We start from the raw sequence: 19,648 nt of genomic DNA, 5'->3' as shown, positions 1-19,648 counted from the left end.
GGCCTCACCCGAACCAGGGCGCGATCGGGTTGCCCTGCCAGCGGGTGTGGGCCGGGACCACGTCGCCGCGCATCACCAATGACGCGGGGCCGACCGTCGCCGACGTGCCGATCCCCGATGCAGGCAGGGCGACGCAGTGCGGCCCCATCGTCGCGCCGGCTTCCAGCGTGACCCGGTCGATGGCCATCACGCGATCGTGGAACAGGTGGGTCTGGACGACGCAACCACGCTCGACGGTCGCACCGTCGCCGAGTGACACCAGATCGGCCTCGGGGAGCCAATAGGTCTCGCACCAGACGCCGCGGCCGATCTTCGCGCCGAGCATCCGCAGCCACAGGTTGAGGATCGGGGTGCCGGTCGCCGCGTTCGCAAACCACGGTGCGGCAACGGTTTCCACGAAGGCGTCGGACAACTCGTTGCGCCACACGAACGAACTCCACAGCGGATGTTCGGAGACCTCGATCCGCCCGACCACGAGCCATTTCGCCGCTGCGGCGATGCAGCAGGCGGCGGCGCCGGCAACGAGCAGGATCAGTCCGCTGACCAGTCCGGCGATCACGTAATCGGCATGAAAAGCGATGTACTGCAGCCCGATCAACGTGAACAGCCCGAGCCCGAACGACACCATCACCGGGATCAGCCGCAGGGTCTCGATCACCGAACGGGCCACCTTGAGACGCCTCGGCGGATCGAAGGTGCGCGCGGTGTCGGTGTGAGCTGCGGTGCGACGCAACCGAACCGGGGGACTGCCCAGCCAGCTCGACCCGGACTTCGCGCGGTCGGGGGCGGCCGAGAGTACGGCGACGAGACCGTTTTTCGGCACCTTGCGGCCCGGTCCGGCCATGCCGGAGTTGCCCAGGAACGAGCGCTTGCCGATCTTCGCGTCGTCGATGTGCAACCAGCCGCCGCCGAGTTCGTAGGAGGCGACCATGGTGTCGTCGGCCAGGAACGAGCCATCGTCGATGGTGGTGAACTTCGGTAGGACCAGCGCCGTCGAGATCTCGGTGCCCTTGCCGACCTTGACGCCGAGAATGCGGAACCACCACGGCGTGAGCAGGCTCGCGTACAGCGGGAACAGGTACGTCCGTGCCGAATCGAGCAGCCGCTCGGTCATCCACACCTGCCAGCCCACCCGTGACCGGACCGGGTGATAGCCCCTGGTCATGCCGATTGCGAGCAGGCGGACGAGCACCGCGGTGATGGTGGCGAACACGCCGAGGCTCACCAGGGTTGCCGCGGGCGTCAGGATCGCCGCCCGGGTGGCGACGTCGCGCAGCCGGTCGGCGCGCAACGCCCACGTGCCGATGATCACCAGACCGGCGCCGAGGGAGATCAACGGGATCGCGGCGAGCAGTAGCGAAGACAAGCCGTAGACGGGGACCCAGCCCGAGGCCTTCGGCGGGCGGTGTTCGGGCCACGGATGCCCGGCGCGGCCCACCTTGATCGCCGGCGAACCGGCCCAGTGCTGTGCCTTCTTGACGCGCCCGAAGACCGCCGATCCGGGCGCGATCTCGGCGTCGCGGCCGATCACCGCCCCCGGCGCCAGGGTGGAGCGGGCCCCGACAGATGCGCCGCGTTTGATGACGATCTCGCCGATGCGGACGACGTCGCCGTCGATCCACCAGCCCGACAGATCGACCTCGGGCTCGATCGACGCGCCCTCGCCGACGGTGAGCATGCCGGTCACCGGCGGGATGGTGTGCAGGTCGACGCCACTCCCGACGGTCGCGCCCAGCGCCCGGGCCAGGTAGATCATCCACGGGGCGCCGGACATGTTCGCCGCGCCCGCGGCCTCGAGGAGACGCTCGGCCATCCACAACCGCAGGTGGACGATGCCGCCGCGCGGATAGTCGCCGGGGGTCACGCCCGCGAGCAGGGTGCGGGCGCCGGTTGCCGCGATGATCATCCGGCCCGGCGGCGTGATGAACACCAGGAAGGCGGCCACCACGACCCACCAGTTGACCTCGATCAGCCACGGCACCGACACATCGAGTTGCCGCGTCGCCCAGGCGGCGACGTTGTTGGTCACGCCCAGCCAGGTGGCCCACTGCAGCCCGGTCAGCGTGGTCATCGGCACCGACAACAGCACCTGCGCGACGCCGGTGCGCCGCGGGGTCGGGCGGACCTCGCGCTCGACGACGACGGTGGGCGGGGCGATGGCGTCGAGCATGCGGGCCAGCGAGCCGAGGCGTGGGTGGTCGTAGAGGTCGGCGACGGTGGCCTGCGGGTAGCGCTCACGCAAGGCGGTCACCAGTTGCGCCGCCGACAGCGACCCGCCGCCCTCGGTGAAGAAGTCGGCGTCGAGGCTGGTGATGTGTGCGCCGAGGACGTCGGTCCAGCGGTCGGCGAGCCACTGTTCGGTGGCGGTGAAGTCGTCGGCGTCATCGTCGTCGTCGGCGTTCGCGCCGGGCAGCGGCCACGGCAGCGCGTTGCGGTCCACCTTGCCGGAGGTCCGGGTGGGCAGTTCGTCGACGAGCGCGAGTCGCGGCACCATCGCGGCCGGCAACCGTTCGGAGAGCAGGGCGTGTGCGCGGGCGACGTCGAAGCCGGGATCGGCCGAGACGAGGTATCCGACAAGCAGGCTGTTGCCCGCCGCCGATTGCCGCACCGCCGCGGCCGCCCCGCTGACCCCCGGAAGGTGTTGCAGCGCATTGTCGATCTCGCCGAGTTCGATCCGCCGGCCGCCGACCTTGACCTGATCGTCGGCGCGGCCGACGAACACCAGGCCCGCGGCGTCGAGACGGACGAGGTCGCCGCTGCGGTAGGCGCGCTCCCAGCCCAGAGTCGGCATCGGCGCGTACTTCTCGGCGTCCTTTGCCGGATCGAGATAGTGTGCCAGGCCGACGCCGCCGATGATCAGTTCGCCGGTGTCGCCCTCGGCGACCGGCTGACCGTCGGGTCCGACGACTGCGAGATCCCAACCCGGCAGCGGCAGTCCGATACGCACCGGACCGGGCCCGCCCAGCGGTGCGGCACATGCCACCACCGTCGCCTCGGTGGGGCCGTAGGTGTTCCACACCTCGCGGCCGGGAACAGCCAGGCGCGCAGCGAGTTCCGGCGGGCACGCCTCGCCGCCGAAGATCAGCAGACGCACTGCCTCCAGCGCCTCGGGCGGCCACAGGGACGCCAGGGTCGGCACGGTGGAGACGACGGTGATGTCGCGTTGAACCAGCCACGGCCCCAGGTCCATTCCGCTGCGTACCAGTGAGCGCGGTGCCGGCACCAGACATGCCCCGTTGCGCCATGCCAGCCACATTTCCTCGCAGGACGCGTCGAAGGCCACCGAGAGGCCGGCGAGCACCCGGTCGCCCGGCCCGATGGGTTCGTCGCGCAGGAACAGCCGCGCCTCGGCGTCGACGAACGCCGCGGCGTTGCGATGGGTCACCGCAACACCTTTGGGTGTTCCGGTGGAGCCGGAGGTGAAGATGATCCACGCATCGTCGGTGGGGGTGGGACGTGAGTTATCGGCTGCGGTAACGATATTCGCGGTCTCGGTGGCCTGTTCGTCCGCGTTCGGCCGAGTGCCCGCCGGATGAATGCCGTCGGCGTCGACGAGCGCATCGATCGCCGCTTCACCGAAGACCAGCTCGGCGCGTTCGTCGGGATCGTCGGCGTCGACGGGAACGTAGGCCGCGCCGGCGTAGACCGTCGAGAGGATCGCCGTGTAGAGGTCACGGGAGCCCGATGGCATCCGGATGCCGACACGCCCGCCTCGTCGGACCCCGGCCGCGGCCAGCCGGTCCGCGCCCCGCCGGACGACCGCCCGCAACTGTGCGTAGCTGTACACGCGGTCGCCGTCATCGATCGCGGCGGCGTCGGGATGGCGAGCGGCGGTCGCGTCGAGAATGTCACACAGTGTTCGCGGGTCGCTGGCCTGCGACGACAGCAGATACTGCGCCGGTATCTCCACACTCACCACCGTTGTCTCGACATGGAACGAGCAATATATCCCGCGAACGTGGTGAGTTGCGGGGGACACGGGTGAACGTCAGGTGTCGATCGTCACCGATTCCCCGACCGGGGTGAGTCCGCACTCAAAGCCCGGCCATCGGCCGGAACCGATCCTCATCCAGGTGTAGGTTCACTTACACATGGGTCTCGTTCAGGTAACGACACGTCCACGAAGTCTCCGAGGCCCCTGAGACCGGCAGCAGGAGGTTTTGTCATGCCGATCGTTGCACACCGCACGCCCAGCCGGCTGTCCTATCCGATCTGGGTCGGTAGCCGGCTGTTTCTGAAGCCGCTGCTCACGCTGTGGCCGCTGAACCGGCCGGGTATGGCGGGTCTGTTCCTCATCGACCGCATGTTCGCCGTCGGCAAGAAGCCGCACGGAGTGGTGCGTGAGCAGGCCGAACTCGGCGATCGTCCGGCCGAGGTGGTCGTGCCGACGGGCCCGCTGCGACGCGACGCCGACACGGCGATCCTCTACCTGCACGGTGGGGCGTTCGTGGTGGGCGGCCTCGGCACCCACCGGTCGATCGCGGCGCGGCTGTCGCGGGCATGCGAACTGCCGGTGTTCTCCCTGGTCTACCGTCAGTTGCCCGCCGCCGGGGTGGGTGCCTCGGTGGCCGACGCGATGGCGGCCTACCGGGAGTTGCTCACCGAGCGCGGGTATCGCCGCGTGATCGTCGCCGGGGATTCCGCGGGCGGCTTCCTCGCCGCCAAGGTCGTCGAGGGTGCGGCCGCGCAGTCGCTGCCGGCCCCGGCCGCGGTGATCGGGTTCTCGCCGCTGCTCGACCTCGAGCTGGGTGACAATCCGGACCGCAGCAGCCGCTGCGACGCCTACATCCCGCGTTCGGCGATGATCCGGCTCGCCCCGCACTTCTTCGGTGGCCCGGTGGCCTTCACCGGCGTGCGTCGCATCGGTGACCTCGACCTGCACGACTTCCCGCCGACCCTCTTGTTCACCGCGGAGAACGAACTGCTCGAGCCGGACGCCGTCGCGCTGGTGGAGGGCCTCGACGAAGTCGGGGTGACCGCGCAGGTCCACAGCTATTCGTGGCAGATTCACGCATTCCCGGTCTTCGATTTCCGTCACCGGGAGACACTGGAGGCCATTGAGGCATCGGCCGAATTCACCGGCCGCGTGATCAGAGAGGCCAAGAACGCTGACGACCGAGAGAACAAGCGGGCCGGATGAGGGACGGGACGCCGGAGGCGACGTCGACGGTCCCGACGGCGTGAGATCGCCCGCGCCGCCACCCGGTGCACCCGACGCGCGGTTCACCCTTGCCGCCGAGCGGACGCTGCTCGCCTGGATCCGGACTGCGCTGGGTTTCCTGGCCGGCGGGGTCGCCATCGTCTATGTGGCGCCCGACGTCTCTGATCACGACTTCGAGACGGTCCTCGGACTGCTGATGGTGGCGCTCGGGTGTGTGATCGTGATCCTCGGCACGTGGCGGTGGCGTCAGACCGACAAGGCGCTGCGTACGGGCGGCGCGATGCCGGGGTCGTCGCAGGTGTTGGTGGTCGTCACTGCCATAGTGGTGGTGGCGGTGGCCATCGCGGTGGCGATCGTCATCCAGAACTGAGCAGCCCGAACAACCCAGGATCAGGAGGGTCGGCGTCCGATGACCGATCATCACTTCCAGAGCGCCGCGCAGGGCTTCTCGCGCGCCATGGTGACCATCGGGGCCATCATCGTGATGGTCTGCGTCGGCTTCCTCACCTACATGTGGTGGCAGGACGGCCGGTGGCTGTGGGTGACGCTGGGGATCGTGCTGATCGTGGTCAACATCGTCATGCTGATCATGACCTACCGCAAAGCACGGCTTACGCCGCCGCCGGCGTCACACGACGACGACGCCGACGAGTAGCCCCGGTTACGCCCCCGCCGGGCAGCACTGCGTCTGGTCCCCGCCCGCCACCCGATCATCGTCGTCGGCGAACTGGGTGCGGTAGAGCTGCGCGTACCGTCCGCCCTTCGCGAGAAGCGTTGGGTGATCGCCCCGTTCGACGATGTGTCCGTCTTCGACGACGGCGATCTGGTCGGCCGCGCGGATCGTCGAGAGCCGGTGCGCGATGACGATCGACGTGCGCCCGGCCAACGCCTCACCGAGTGCCTCGGCGACCGCGGCCTCCGACGTCGAATCCAGGTGCGCGGTGGCCTCGTCGAGGATCACCACCGACGGCTTGGCAAGCAACAGCCGCGCGATCGTCAACCGTTGACGCTCACCGCCGGAAAGCCGGTAGCCGCGTTCGCCGACCACCGTGTCGAGACCTTCCGGCAACGATGCGACGAGATCGTCGAGGCGGGCCCGGCGCAGTGCCTCCCAGATCTCCTCATCAGACGCCTCCGGCTGGGCCAGAACGAGATTGGCGCGAACCGTGTCGTGGAACAGGTGGCCGTCCTGGGTGACCAGGCCGACGGTGCGGTGGACGGTCGTCGCCGTGAGATCGCGCAGATCGACGCCGTTGAGGCGGATGGCACCCGAGTCGACGTCATAGAGGCGGGTCGCCAGCGACGCGATCGTCGACTTGCCGGCACCGGAACTGCCGACGAGGGCGACCATCCCGCCGGCCGGGACGTCGAGATCGATGTCGTGCAGCACGGTCTTACCGCCCCGGTTGTCCAGGTGCGCAACCTCTTCCAGTGAGGCCAACGACACCTTGTCGGCGGCCGGGTAGGCGAACGAGACGTCGTCGAACCGGACCGATACCCCGCGTTCGGGATGGGGTACCGGAACGGCGTCGGGCTTGTCGACGATGAGCGGTTCGAGGTCGAGCACCTCGAAGACCCGCTCGAAACTGACCAGGGCACTCATGATCTCGACGCGCGCATTCGCCAGGGCGGTCAGCGGCGCGTACATCCGGGTCAGCAACAAAGCCAGGGCGACGACGGCGCCCGCGGACAGATGCTGATGCACCGCGAGCCACCCACCGAGCCCGTACACCAGCGCCAGCGCCAGCGCCGACACGAGCGTCAGGGCCGTCATGAACACCGCCTGCAGCATGGCGCGGCGAACCCCGATGTCGCGCACTCGATCTGCGCGGTCGGCGAACTCCGACGACTCCTGCTCGGGCCGCCCGAAGAGCTTGATCAGCGTCGCGCCTGGCGCGGAGAACCGTTCGGTCATCTGCGTCGACATCCGGGCGTTGTATTCGGCCGCCTCGCGCGACAGTGCGGCCATCCGCCGGCCCAGGCGCCGCGCGGGAATGACGAACACCGGCAACAGGATCAGCGCCAGTACCGTGATCTGCCAGCTGATCGCGATCATCACGCCCAGCGTCAGAATCAGCGTCACCACGTTGGACACCACGCCCGAGAGGGTGTCGCTGAACGCGCGCTGCGCGCCGATGACGTCGTTGTTGAGTCGGCTCACCAGTGCCCCGGTGCGGGTCCGGGTGAAGAACGCCACCGGCATCCGCTGCACGTGGTCGAAGACCGCGCGGCGCAGATCCAGGATCAGCCCCTCACCGATGTTCGCCGACAGCCAGCGGGTGCCGATGCCCGCGGCCGCCTCGGCCACGGCGATCACCGCGATCAGCACCGCGAGGCCGACGATGGTGCCGCCCGAGCCGTGCCCGCTGATCAGGTTCACCACCCGGCCGGCCAGGACCGGCGTCACGACGGTCAGCACCGCGGTGCACACCGACAGCGCCAGGAACACCACGATGCGCAGCCGGTGCGGTCGGGCGAAGGTCATGATGCGACGCAACGTGCTGCGCCGATCGCCGCGCAGTTGCTTGTTGGATGGCGCCGACGAGGACTTGTACATCATGTCCCAGGCGACGGACTGCATACTCATGGCGGCCAGCATAGAACCTCAAGTGAACTTTAGGTCCAATGTTGGCGATCGCACCGAGCGGTTGACGGATGTGCCGCCAGGTGAACCATTCGGCAATTTCTATGCCTGCGAACCTTGCCGACCATCCCCAAGCGCACCTGAGTAGGTTGGACACCAGAGCGATCATTCGGTCCGTCGTCCGCCGGTGCGTCCGGCAGTGAGGTGAAGCCATGGCACAGCAACTCAAACTCGGATACAAGGCATCGGCCGAGCAGTTCGATCCCCGCGAGCTGGTGGAGATCGCGGTGGCGGCCGAGGAGCACGGCCTCGATTCGGTCGCGGTGAGCGATCACTTCCAGCCGTGGCGGCACAACGGCGGACATGCGCCGTTCTCGCTGGCGTGGATGGCCGCGGTCGGCGAGCGCACCAAGCGCGTCCAGATCGGCACGTCGGTCCTCACCCCGACGTTCCGCTACAACCCGGCGGTCATCGCGCAGGCCTTCGCGTCGATGGGCTGCATGTACCCCGGACGGATCATGCTCGGCGTCGGCACCGGTGAGGCGCTCAACGAGTACGCGACCGGCTTCCAGGGGGAGTGGCCGGAGTTCAAGGAGCGGTTCGCGCGGCTGCGCGAGTCCATCGCGTTGATGCGCGAACTGTGGACCGGCGAGGAGGTCAACTTCGACGGCGAGTACTACCACACCAAGGGGGCGTACATGTATGACGTTCCCGAACAATCCATTCCGGTGTATGTGGCCGCGGGTGGGCCGGTGGTCGCGCGCTATGCCGGACGCGCCGGCGACGGCTTCATCTGCACCTCCGGCAAGGGTGCGGAGCTCTACACCGAGAAGCTGATCCCCGCGGTCAAGGAAGGGGCGGAAAAGGCCGAGCGGAATTTCGGGAAGATCGACCGGATGATCGAGATCAAGATCTCCTACGATCCGGATCCGCAACTGGCGCTGGAGAACACGCGCTTCTGGGCACCGCTGTCGCTGACCGCCGACCAGAAGAACAGCGTCAACTCGTCGACCGAGATGGAACGCCTCGCCGACGAGATCCCCATCGAGCAGGTCGCCAAGCGCTGGATCGTGGCCTCCGACCCCGACGAGGCGGTCGAGAAGATCAAGTTCTACACCGACGCCGGACTCAACCACCTGGTCTTTCACGCACCCGGCCACGATCAGGACCGCTTCCTCTCCAACTTCGAGAAGGACCTCGCCCCGCGGCTGCGCAAACTGACCGTGGCGGAGTAGCTCGGATCGGTCCCGGTGATGGGTGGCGCGTGCGTTAGCACACGCCACCGACAGAAAACCGTAGTGGCCGCGGCACCGAAACAGGTTGTCCACAAGCAGTATTCGGTACACAGGTGGTGCGACTTCTGCGTGCCGTTGTCCGTGGATGTGTGTACTCTGGAGTCATCGCAAGATCATCCAGGGGGGAATCCATGATCGACGCCACCACACATTCCGCGGAGCTTTCGGCTGAGTTGTTCGCGGGTCTCATCGCAGCGCTCGACAACCGTACGTTCCGCGCGGACATCGGTTCGCGGGAGGCGTTCGCGGCGATGCAGCAACTGATCATCTTGCGCAACAAGGTCGACCACCTTGCGGCGAGGGTGACCGGCGAGTTCGATCGCCTCAAAATGACCGCACCCCAAGGCCGTTCCGTGCGACAACTGTTGATCACCATGGGAATCGCGCCCGCCGTCGCCGGGCGGCTCGTCCGCATCGGCAACACGAAGGAGCTCGACGGACTACGCATCCACACCGCCGACGGTGCGATATCCCTCGACCACGCCGACGCCATTGTTCTCGGACTCACCCATATCGACTCCCGCGCCGGCGAACCTGTCACCCCCGAAGAGCGTCGCGATCACACCCGCGCGTTGGTGTCGCAAGCCCTGTCGGGGATGAGTCCCGCCGAAATCGGTAAGCACGCACGCCAACTCGGCAACCTTGTTGCCGACGACACCGGCGGCGCACCCGCCGCCGAAGACAAGACGATCAACGAACTCGGCTACCACAAGACCAGCGACGGACGCCTCGACGTGCGCGCCAATCTCGACGCCGTCGCCGGGGAGAAGCTGCACAGTCTCGTCGAAACACTGTCCGCGCCAAAGCCGCAGCCCGACGGATCACTGGATCCGCGATCCGCCGATCGTAAGCGCGCCGACGCTCTCGAAACCATCCTGGAGCTCGCCGAGAAGGGCCTCGCCGACGAGACCGTATCGTGTAAACCCACCGGCGGTGTGCTGCTGACGATTCCTGCTGATGCCCCGAAACTTTCCGCGCTCGAGTTCATGGGATCGGTCACGCCTGCGACCGCGAAAACACTGGGGTGTGATGCCGGGGTCACCGTGGTGATCGTCGACGGCGAGCAGGTGCCGCTGAACGTCGGACGCGAGAAGCGCCTGTTCACTCCGGCACAACGAAAAGCGTTGCTGATCAGGGACGAATGCTGCATAAAGTGTGGTGCGCCGGCATCGCGGACGCAAGCCCACCATTTGCGGCATTGGGCTGACGGCGGGGCCACGGACCTCGACAACGGGTGCCTCCTGTGCACCAGCTGCCACCACGACGTCCATGACCTCGGCTGGGATGTCGTGATGGGGTTCGATCGGCACCCATGGTTGGTCCCGCCCGCGGGTGTCGACCCGAAGCGACGACCGTTACCTGCCTACAACCGGCGCACCCTACGACTCGACGACGCTGCCTGACGCTGACCGTCTGACACCAGCCACCTGAAACAGGTATACCCACAACGACTTCCCGACCCCGCACCCGGCTTGCCGGGACCGCGTCTGTTCGTTGAGAACTTCATAGGGCGGCCGCGCCGTGGGTTCGCCGAACCTGCTGATACAGCAGTTCGACGACCCGGTCGGCCACCGGATTGTGTGCGGCGCGATGGTGGCGGCGCACCGCGATCGCCCGGCGTGGCGTGGGCTCGGCGATCGCGATGGCGCGCACACCGGCAGGTAGCTCGACGACGGCGAGCGCCGGAACCACGGTGAGGCCGACCCCGGCGGCGACGAAGCGCATCGCGGTGCCGTAGTCGTGGGTCTCGACGCGAAAGTCGGGCGTGAAACCTGCTGCGGTGCAAGCTCTCAGCAGTCCTTCGCGGCAGGGTCCGCGTGCCACGTCGTTGTCGATCCATGCGCCGTCGGCGAGCTCGCGTAACGTCACCTCGGACCGTGCGGCAAACGGCGACGCCTCGTCGACGACCACCACGTACTCCTCGGTGACCAGTGGCACGGCATCGAATCCGGGCCGCGGTGTGAGGCTGCCGTGCCGGTCGCCCATGGTCTCCGGGCTCTCGACGTAGATCTCCACGTCGGGCGGTGTCGCATCGGACTCGGCGAGCTCGATCAGCCGCAGATCGAGTCGGACATCGGGGAATTCCCGGCCGAGCGCCGCGATGATCTCCGGCATCCACGCAGCGCCGGCCGAGGCGAAGTACGCGACGCGAAGCGTGCCCGCACGCCCGTGCCGCAGGTCGGCGACGAGACCGTCGAGACGGGAGAGTCCGTCGAACACGGTCGCGGACTCCGCGGCCAGGGTGGTGCCCGCGTCCGTGGGCACGATCCCGCGCCCCGAACGCTCCACCAGGGCAAGCCCGGTCTCGCGCTGTAGCCCGGCGATGTGCTGGCTGACGGCCGACGGCGTGTAGCCGAGCGCGGCCGCGGCACCGCCGATCGAGCCTTCGGCGACGACGGCCCGGAAGATCCGGAGACGATGGGCATCGATCATGGCCACGACCATACAGTGATACTGATGGATGGGTTACAAATATGAAATTGTGCTGAAGTCTCGGGTGACCGACGATGGACCCCATGACCCTCGGTTCGCGCACCCCCGATCTTCCGGCGCTGGCCGCGCTCACCACGGTCGTGCTCTGGGCGCTGTCGTTCATCGGCATCCGATCGGCCGGGCACGCCTTCAGCCCGGGCGTTCTCGCGGCAGGGCGACTGGCCGTCGCGGTCGTCGCCCTCTGCGTGATCGCCGGAGTGTCGGTGCTGCGAGCCCGCCGGGTGCCGGCCGGGGAGCGCGCCCGCTCGCCGTTCCGCCCGCCGCGTGGACGTGCGCTGCTCTTGGTGATCGCCTACGGCGTGGCGTGGTTCGGTGTCTACACGATCGTGCTGAACTGGGCCGAACGCCACATCGACGCCGGAACCGCGTCGCTGCTGGTCAACTTCGCGCCGATCCTGGTCGCCATCTTCGCGGGACTCTTTCTCGGCGAAGGCTTTTCGACGCAGCTCGTGGTCGGGATCGCGATCGCCTTCGGCGGCGTCGTACTCATCACGTTCGGTGGCGGGGGCGCGCACGCAGACTGGCTCGGGATCGGTCTGGGGCTGCTCGCGGCGGTCCTCTACGCCACCGGGGTGCTGCTGCAGAAGGTCGCGCTGGCCGGCGTCGACGCACTGACCGCCACGTTCTGGGGAGCGGTGGCCGGACTCGTCGTCACGCTGCCCTTCGTGCCCGCCGCGATCGGCGAGATCGCCGCCGCGTCGGCCGCCGACGTCGGCTGGATGGTGTTCCTGGGCATCGGACCGACCGCGATCGCCTTCACCACCTGGGCCTACGCCCTGTCGCGCACCGACGCCGGCGCGATGGCCGCGACCACGCTGGTCGTCCCGGCGCTCGTCATCATCGCGTCGTGGTTGCTGTTGGCGGAAGTGCCGGCACCGCTGCGGATCGTCGGCGGGGTGGCGTGTCTGCTCGGCGTCGCCCTCTCGCGCGGACTGATCAAGCTGCCCGGCACAACCCGATCACCGGTCGGCGGGACCGCGCTCGTCGAGGGTGAGTTGAAGGAATGCGAGATCGAGCCATGACCCGAATTTGGTGCCCACCTCGGTGAGCAACCCGACGCGCGAGAACCCGAACCGCTCGTGCAGCCGGATCGAACCGGTATTGGCGGCGTCGATACCCGCCACCAGGACGTGGACGCCGCTCTCACGGGCGCGGGCGATCAGCGCGGCCATCAGCTCGCTGCCGACGCCGCGTCCCTGCTGATCATCGCGGACGTAGACCGAGTGCTCGACGGTGTGCCGGTAGCCGTCGTGTGGACGGTACGGACCGTAGGTCGCGTACCCCAGGACCTGTTGCGGCCCAGCGTGTTCGGGCTCGACGGCGACGAGCACCGGGAATCGGCCGGCCTGCCGCTGGGTCAGCCAGCGGCGACGGTCGGCGGCGTCGACGAGTCGGTCGTTCCAGATCGCGGTGGTGTGTTCGACGGCGTGGTTATAGATCGCGGTGATGCCGTCGACGTCGTCGATCCCGGCGTCCCGGATGTGCATGGTGGCCCCCTTGATCGTCGGCGTGGTCTCGATTGTCGCCGATGCCGGCCAGATGCGGGCGAGGTGGTCTGGCACATGCTCCACCACCGACCACGCCGGTCCGATAACGTTTCGGCGTGGACCGCGATCGGATGGTGGAGGTGGGGGTCGGACTGGTGTCGCGCTTCGGCGCGAAGGCGCTGAGTCTGACGTCGGTGGCACGGCATGCCGGGGTGGCGCGTGCGACGGCCTACCGCATGTTCGGCGGGCGCGACGCCCTCGTCGCCGCCATGGTCGAACGCGAGGTCGCCGATCTGCGGGTGAAGCTGCGCGAATGGTCGGCGGCGGAGCCGGATGCCGCGGGCCGAATCCGCGCGCAGATACGGAACGTACTGCCCTACATCCGGGGGCACGAGGCACTGCAGTATGTGCTGCGCGAGGAGCCCGAGGAGATCGTCCGGGCACTGATCAGCACCGAGGACGCCGACGGGCCCTCGTTGGTGTCGCGGATCGTCGACGAGACCCTGCCCGACCTCGAACCGGAGATCGGTGAACACCTGCTGCCCGACGCGCGCGGCGGCGCCGAATTCCTGGTCCGCGTCATCTATTCGATGATGCTGGTCCCGGGAAGTTCACTGAGCGATGAGCAGATCGCCGAGCTGGTCGTGCGCGCGATCGTGGACGACTCGTCGGCTGCGCCGCGATCGGTGGATCGGCCGGCCGACTGAGGCCCGGCCCAGTCGCTAGGGTTACGACCATGGGTTCAGAGACGAACACCCCGGCGGTGGCGACGAAGATCTACATCGCCTCGGCCGAGGGAAACACCGGTAAGTCGACGGTGGCGCTCGGTGTGTTGGCGTTGCTCGCGGCGACGGGTGGCCGGGTCGGGGTGTTCCGCCCGATCTCACGCACCGGAGCCGGGGAGCGCGATTACGTCCTGGAGATGCTGATCGAGCACGCATCCGCCGAGGTCTCCTACGACGACTGCATCGGGGTCACCTACGACCAGGTCCATGCCGCACCCGACGGAGCGATCGCCGAGATCGTGGCCCGGTTCCATGCGGTGGAGTCGCGATGCGATGCGGTGGTGATCGTCGGATCGGACTACACCGACGTCGGCAACCCGTCGGAACTGGCGTACAACGCACGTGTGGCCGCGAATCTGTCGGCGCCGATCATTCTGGCGCTCAATGCCTCTGGGCGCAGCCCGGTGGAAGTGCGGGAGACCGCGGAGCACCTCCTCGCCGATATCGCCTCGATTCACGCGACGACGGCCGCGGTCATCGCCAATCGCTGTGACCCCGAACAGATGTCGGCGGTGCAGGCCGAACTGGCCACGCTCTCGGTACCGACCTGGTGCCTGCCCGAGGAGCCGGTGCTGTTCGCGCCGACGATGGCCGAGCTGCAGGAGGCGCTGCACGCGACCCTCTGCAGTGGCGACCCGGAGTTGCTGGAGCGGGAGGCGCTCAAGGTCATGGTCGGCGGCATGACCGTCGAACACATCCTGGAGCGGCTTTCCGAGGGCACCGTCGTCATCGCGCCCGCCGACCGCTCCGACGTCTTGCTGGCACTCGTCAACGCCGATGCCGCCCACGGCTTTCCGCGTTTGTCGGGCATCATCCTCAACGGTGGGTTGCGCCCCCATCTGATGGTCGACGCCCTCGTCTCCGGGTTGCGGTCGCCGCTGCCGATCATCATGTGCGATCAGGGCACCTACGACACCGCTCGGATCGCGGCGAACACCCGCGGCCGGGTGGCGGTCGGGTCGGTGCGCAAGATCGAGGCCGCGCTGGGACTGATGGAGCGCTACATCGATCCCGACGCGATGATGAACCTGCTGAAGGTGCCCACCACCGAGGTGATGACGCCGCAGATGTTCGAGTACGGCCTGATCGCCCGCGCCCGCGCGGACCGCCGATGCATCGTCCTGCCCGAGGGCAACGACGACCGAATCCTGCGTGCCGCCGGACGGCTGCTGCGCCGAAATGTGGTGTCGCTGATCATTCTCGGTGATGAGGCCGCGGTGTCGAGCCGCGCGCACGAACTGGGGGTCGATCTCGACGGCGTGGAGATCATCGATCCGGCGACGTCGGCGCTCACCGAGGAGTTCGCGCAGATCTATGCGGAACTGCGCAAGCACAAGGGCGTCGACGTCGAGCAGGCCCGCGAGCGGATCGGCGATGTGTCGTACTTCGGGACGATGCTCGTCTACACCGGCCGCGCCGACGGCATGGTGTCGGGGGCCGCGCACACCACCGCGCACACCATCCGGCCGGCCTTCGAGGTGATCAAGACGACCCCGGGGGTGTCGACGGTCTCGAGCGTGTTCTTCATGTGCCTGGCCGACAAGGTCCTTGCGTACGGTGACTGCGCGATCGTGCCCGACCCCACCGCCGAGCAACTCGCCGACATCGCGATCTCGTCGGCGACCACGGCGGCCGGTTTCGGAATCGAGCCGCGGGTGGCGATGCTCTCCTACTCCACGGGCAGTTCGGGGACCGGCGCCGACGTCGACAAGGTGCGCATCGCGACCGAGCTGGTACGTGAGCGTTCACCACACCTGTTGGTGGAGGGCCCCATCCAGTACGACGCCGCGGTGGAGCCGTCGGTGGCGGCGACGAAGATGCCCGACTCGCCGGTGGCCGGAAAGGCGACCGTACTGATCTTCCCCGACCTCAACACCGGCAACAACACCTACAAGGCGGTGCAGCGCAGTGCCGGTGCGGTCGCGATCGGGCCGGTGCTGCAAGGCATTCGGCGTCCGATCAACGATCTGTCCCGGGGTGCGCTCGTCGACGACATAGTGAATACGGTGGCGATCACCGCGATACAGGCACAGAACTTGGCGGCACGAGGGCGGCGAGAAGAATGAGTGAATCGGTCGACGGAGCGGTACTGGTACTGAACGCGGGCTCGTCCTCGCTGAAATATCAGCTGGTGCATCCCGAGAGCGCGGAGGTGATCGCCGACGGTGTCGCCGAGCGGATCGGTGATCACGATGGCTCGATCACCCACTCCCAGGGCGGCGATGAGTCCACCGAGACCCTCGAATTGCCCGACCATACCGCCGCGATCCGGCGGATGATGGAGTTGTTCACCTCGGGTGGCATCGATCTGGCGCATGCCGGCCTGTCGGCGGTGGGTCATCGAGTGGTCCACGGTGGCCGGACGTTCTACCGGCCGACCCTCATCGACGATCATGTGATCAGTGAGATCAAGCGGATCTCTTCACTTGCGCCGCTGCATAATCCGGCGAACCTGACCGGTATCGAGGCGGCGCGCGAGTTGCTGCCCAGGGTGCCCTCGGTGGCGGTGTTCGACACCGCCTTCTTCCACGGGCTGCCTGATGCCGCCGCCACCTACGCCATCGATCGGGGCGTGGCGAAGCTCCACGCCATCCGCCGGTACGGGTTCCACGGGACGAGCCATCAATATGTCTCCGAGCAGGTTCCGCCGATCCTGGGCCAGGATCCGGCGACGGTCAACCAGATCGTGCTGCACCTCGGCAACGGGGCATCGGCGTCGGCGATCTCCGGCGGCGAGCCGATCGACACCAGCATGGGCATGACCCCGCTCGAGGGGCTCGTCATGGGAACTCGCAGCGGCGACATCGATCCCGGCGTCGTCTTGCATCTGCACCGGGTCGCCAAACTCGGCGCCGAGCAGATCGACACCCTGCTCAACAAGAACTCGGGCCTCAAGGGACTTTGCGGCGACAACGACTTTCGTTCGGTCACCGAGCGCATCGGGCGAGGCGACACGTCGGCGCGTCTCGCCTACGACGTCTACATCCATCGCCTGCGCCGCTATATCGGTGCGTACATGATCGATCTGGGCCGGGTGGATGCGATCACCTTCACCGCGGGCGTCGGCGAGAACGCTGCCGGCGTGCGCGCGGATGCCCTCGCCGGGCTCGAGAACTACGGAATCGCCATCGACCCGGAGCGGAATGCGGTGCACCGCAAGGATGCCCGGCAGATCTCCACAGACGACAGTACGGTGAGGGTGCTCGTCGTACCCACCAACGAGGAGCTGGCAATCGCCCGCCAGGCCGTCGAGGTGGTCGCTCGATCAGAACCGGAATCCGGTTCGGGAACCTGAGTCGGCGCGACTCTCAGAAAAGACTGTCCGGACGCACATAGTTGGCCAGATCCACCAGCAGAAAGCGGTGGTCGCGGTTGTAGCGCATCTGACGCGCGAGGGCGCGCAGGGAATTTTCGGTGCCCTTGCGCAGGCCGCGTTCGGTGAAGGGGACGCCGAGGAGCGTGGCCGGGTCGCCGGCCTGCTCGGGGTGCGCCATGATCCATCCGAGTGCGGTGCCGAGCACGATGAGTTGCAGCCGGGCCTTGCGTGGCTCGCTCTCGGGCATGACATCCAGACGCCGTGCGGCCTCGACGATCTGACGCTTCTCCACCAGTTCCGGCGCACGCCCGTGGACGAGGGCGAGCACCGCGGTGGTGCGCGCGGTGTTGTAGTGCCGGCTGGTGGGCGGTACCTCGTCGAGGGGTTCGATGGCGGCGTCGAAGTCACCGCGCGCCACGGCCAGGCGGGCGAGCCCGAACGCGGCGGTCACGATGCTGTGATCGGTCAACCACAGATCGCGGTAGAGCCGGTCGGCGACGTCGTACATCTCGGCGATGCGCCGCGCCGGCGGCGTCGTGGAGCCGTCCTCGTTCGAATACTTCTCATCCGAGAGCCACCGGCCGATGATCTCGGCGGTTCCGGCCGTCGCGAGCTTCGGTGCGAGTTCGCCCGGCATCGTCTGCAGCACTTCGGTGAAACGCTGATGCGCGAGCTCCGGCTCGCCGTTCATCAGGCCGCAGATGCCCAGATACCAGTCCACTCGCCACGAATCACCGTGCTGCACGGACACATCGCGGAGAACGGCGAGTGCGGTGTCGACGTCGCCGAGCTCCAGATGGGCGCGCGCCTGCGCCAGATCGATCTCGAGCGACGGATGAGCGTTGTTCGACGGGCGGCCCAACAACGACGAGAAGCGCTCCGCGCGTGCGGCATTGATCGAGTCGAGGGTTTGCCGCGGATCGGAGAGCGCCGCCGAGTTCAGCAGTCCGGCAGCCGGATCGGCAGGGTTGACCAGCGGCACCGGCAAGGCGTGCGCGATGTCGACCGGATTGTAGAAGGCCGCGAGGTCCGGGTCGAAGAACCCGTCCACCGGGGCCAGGATGAGATCGGTGCCGTACGTGGATCGCTGGGGGGTGAACACCGTCGACAGCGAGGGCCGCGGCACACCGGTGTGCACGGCGACGGTCTCGCGCAGCACGTTGAGCAACTGGGTGGTCATCTCCTCGGCCGAGCCGAAGCGTTCGGCCGGGTCGGTGGCCGTGGCACGTTGCAGCAGCAGATAATACGACGGATTCGCCGCTAGCACGGGGGTGGTCTCCGGATCGGGCAACTCGTCGAGATATCGGCCCTGCTCCATCGGCATGTCCAGCGTCAGCACAGCCAGGGTGCGGCCGATGCTGTAGATGTCGGTCACCACCTGCGGTCCGGTCTGCACGATCTCCGGAGCCTGGAATCCCGGGGTGCCGTAGAGGTGTCCGTAGCCGTTGATCGCCGACACCGCACCGAGATCGATGAGTTTGACCTCGTCGCTGGACACCATCACGTTCTCGGGCTTCACGTCGTTGTAGACCAGGCCCACCGAGTGCAGATAGCCGATGGCCGGAAGCACCTCGAGGATGTAGGCCATGGCCTGCTCGATCGGCAGCAGAGCAGCTCCGCCGTCGGAATCGGATGCGGCAGCGGTGATCTCCTTGAGCGTCTGCCCGCCGATGTACTCCATGACGATGTAGCCGAAGCGTTGGTCGTCGTCGGCGGCGTACTCGACGAAGTTGTAGATCTTCACGATCCCGGGGTGGTTCACCGACGCCAGGAACTGCCGTTCGGCCATGGCGATCTGCTGGGCCTCGGAATCGGATGAGTTCAGCAGCCCCTTGAGGACCACGGGGCGATCGGAGACGTTACGGTCGATGGCCAGGTAGATCCAGCCCAGGCCGCCGTGCGCGATGGCGCCCGCGATCTCGTACTGGCCGGCCACCAGCGTGCCGGGTGCCAGCCCCGGGATGAAGGAGTAGCGGGCACCGCAATGCGGACAGGTGCCGGTGAGGTCCCCGGCGCCGGCACCCCCCTTGCGCCCGACCGGCCGGCCGCACCGCCAGCAGAACCGCTTGCCCTCGGGGATCACCGGGGAGTCCAGCACCGCGTCGGCGGGCTCGATGTCGACGATCTTCGGCAATTCGACGAGTCCGGTACCGAGTCGCCGATCATGCACTTGCGGTGGGGCTTTGGGAACGAATCGTCGTGCGTGGCCCGCCGCCGGCAACGTGTCGCCCGGGATGCGTGGGCGCGGGCGGAGAACCGGGTCGGTGGAGCCGGTCACCGGTGGGGTGGCCGAACCTCGGCCCGAGGCCGTCGCCCCGGTATCGGCGATCTCGAGGTCGGACAGATCCGCACGCTGCGTGCCGATGTCGAGATCACCCGGGTCGGTGCGCTGGGTCCGGTCGTCGGGCTCCTCGAGCTGCCCGAGATCCGCGCGTTGGGCGCCGACCTCGGGTTCACACGTGGCGTCCGGTGCGTCGTCGGCGGCGACCCGTGGCGGGGCGCCGGTGCGTTCGTCGTTCCCTGTCAT

Annotated in this window: 14 protein-coding genes; 9 read left to right on the top strand and 5 right to left on the bottom strand. The window is 68.0% G+C overall.

Annotated elements, in window-relative coordinates; genetic code table 11:
* Positions 1-4: 4 nt before the first annotated feature.
* Complete coding sequence (locus ACLQ3C_RS07660) at positions 5-3,919, bottom strand: Pls/PosA family non-ribosomal peptide synthetase (protein ID WP_425704432.1); 3,915 nt, start codon at positions 3,917-3,919, stop codon at positions 5-7.
* Positions 3,920-4,165: 246 nt separating this feature from the next.
* On the opposite strand from ACLQ3C_RS07660, the gene ACLQ3C_RS07655 reads away from it, so the two are divergent.
* Genes ACLQ3C_RS07655 through ACLQ3C_RS07645 form a run of 3 tightly spaced genes read left to right on the top strand, consistent with a single transcriptional unit; the run spans position 4,166 to position 5,816 of the window.
* A complete protein-coding gene (locus tag ACLQ3C_RS07655) occupies positions 4,166-5,140 on the top strand; it encodes an alpha/beta hydrolase (protein WP_425704431.1) in 975 nt (324 codons plus the stop codon).
* A 40-nt stretch (positions 5,141-5,180) separates the two neighbouring features.
* Entirely contained in the window at positions 5,181-5,531 is a 351-nt protein-coding gene (locus ACLQ3C_RS07650; protein ID WP_425704430.1) for a YidH family protein, read from the top strand.
* Between the two features lie 39 nt (positions 5,532-5,570).
* Complete coding sequence (locus tag ACLQ3C_RS07645; protein WP_425704429.1) at positions 5,571-5,816, top strand: hypothetical protein; 246 nt, start codon at positions 5,571-5,573, stop codon at positions 5,814-5,816.
* Between the two features lie 6 nt (positions 5,817-5,822).
* Here the strand turns inward: ACLQ3C_RS07645 and ACLQ3C_RS07640 are convergent, their stop codons facing one another.
* Complete coding sequence (locus tag ACLQ3C_RS07640; protein ID WP_425704428.1) at positions 5,823-7,748, bottom strand: ABC transporter ATP-binding protein; 1,926 nt, start codon at positions 7,746-7,748, stop codon at positions 5,823-5,825.
* Positions 7,749-7,957: 209 nt separating this feature from the next.
* On the opposite strand from ACLQ3C_RS07640, the gene fgd reads away from it, so the two are divergent.
* Positions 7,958-8,980 (top strand): glucose-6-phosphate dehydrogenase (coenzyme-F420), encoded by a 1,023-nt coding sequence (fgd, locus tag ACLQ3C_RS07635; RefSeq protein ID WP_425704427.1) that lies wholly within the window; start codon positions 7,958-7,960, stop codon positions 8,978-8,980.
* A 191-nt stretch (positions 8,981-9,171) separates the two neighbouring features.
* Positions 9,172-10,443: a DUF222 domain-containing protein gene (locus ACLQ3C_RS07630; RefSeq protein WP_425704426.1), complete on the top strand. Its 1,272-nt coding sequence runs from the start codon at positions 9,172-9,174 to the stop codon at positions 10,441-10,443.
* Between the two features lie 100 nt (positions 10,444-10,543).
* Here the strand turns inward: ACLQ3C_RS07630 and ACLQ3C_RS07625 are convergent, their stop codons facing one another.
* On the bottom strand, positions 10,544-11,473 hold the full coding sequence (locus tag ACLQ3C_RS07625; RefSeq protein WP_425704425.1) for a LysR family transcriptional regulator: 930 nt from the start codon (positions 11,471-11,473) through the stop codon (positions 10,544-10,546).
* A gap of 74 nt (positions 11,474-11,547) precedes the next feature.
* Between ACLQ3C_RS07625 and ACLQ3C_RS07620 the strand changes: the two genes are divergently transcribed.
* Positions 11,548-12,555, top strand: a complete 1,008-nt coding sequence (locus tag ACLQ3C_RS07620; protein ID WP_425704424.1) for a DMT family transporter — start codon at positions 11,548-11,550, stop codon at positions 12,553-12,555.
* On the opposite strand, the gene ACLQ3C_RS07615 is transcribed toward ACLQ3C_RS07620, so the two are convergent.
* Complete coding sequence (locus ACLQ3C_RS07615; RefSeq protein ID WP_425704463.1) at positions 12,493-13,020, bottom strand: GNAT family N-acetyltransferase; 528 nt, start codon at positions 13,018-13,020, stop codon at positions 12,493-12,495. The genes ACLQ3C_RS07620 and ACLQ3C_RS07615 overlap by 63 nt on opposite strands.
* Positions 13,021-13,136: 116 nt before the next feature.
* On the opposite strand from ACLQ3C_RS07615, the gene ACLQ3C_RS07610 reads away from it, so the two are divergent.
* Genes ACLQ3C_RS07610 through ACLQ3C_RS07600 form a run of 3 tightly spaced genes read left to right on the top strand, consistent with a single transcriptional unit; the run spans position 13,137 to position 17,100 of the window.
* Positions 13,137-13,727 (top strand): TetR/AcrR family transcriptional regulator, encoded by a 591-nt coding sequence (locus tag ACLQ3C_RS07610; protein WP_425704423.1) that lies wholly within the window; start codon positions 13,137-13,139, stop codon positions 13,725-13,727.
* Positions 13,728-13,756: 29 nt separating this feature from the next.
* Complete coding sequence (pta, locus tag ACLQ3C_RS07605; protein ID WP_425704422.1) at positions 13,757-15,871, top strand: phosphate acetyltransferase; 2,115 nt, start codon at positions 13,757-13,759, stop codon at positions 15,869-15,871.
* Positions 15,868-17,100 carry an acetate kinase gene (locus tag ACLQ3C_RS07600; protein ID WP_425704421.1) on the top strand — a complete coding sequence of 411 codons (1,233 nt, stop codon included), beginning with the start codon at positions 15,868-15,870 and terminating at the stop codon, positions 17,098-17,100. Before pta ends, ACLQ3C_RS07600 begins: the two co-directional genes overlap by 4 nt.
* 13 nt (positions 17,101-17,113) lie before the next feature.
* On the opposite strand, the gene ACLQ3C_RS07595 is transcribed toward ACLQ3C_RS07600, so the two are convergent.
* A complete protein-coding gene (locus ACLQ3C_RS07595; RefSeq protein WP_425704420.1) occupies positions 17,114-19,648 on the bottom strand; it encodes a tetratricopeptide repeat protein in 2,535 nt (844 codons plus the stop codon).

Origin of the sequence: Gordonia sp. DT30, assembly GCF_049844915.1 — a bacterium.
Lineage (GTDB): Bacteria > Actinomycetota > Actinomycetes > Mycobacteriales > Mycobacteriaceae > Gordonia.
This window is presented reverse-complemented; position numbering and strand designations above follow the sequence as displayed.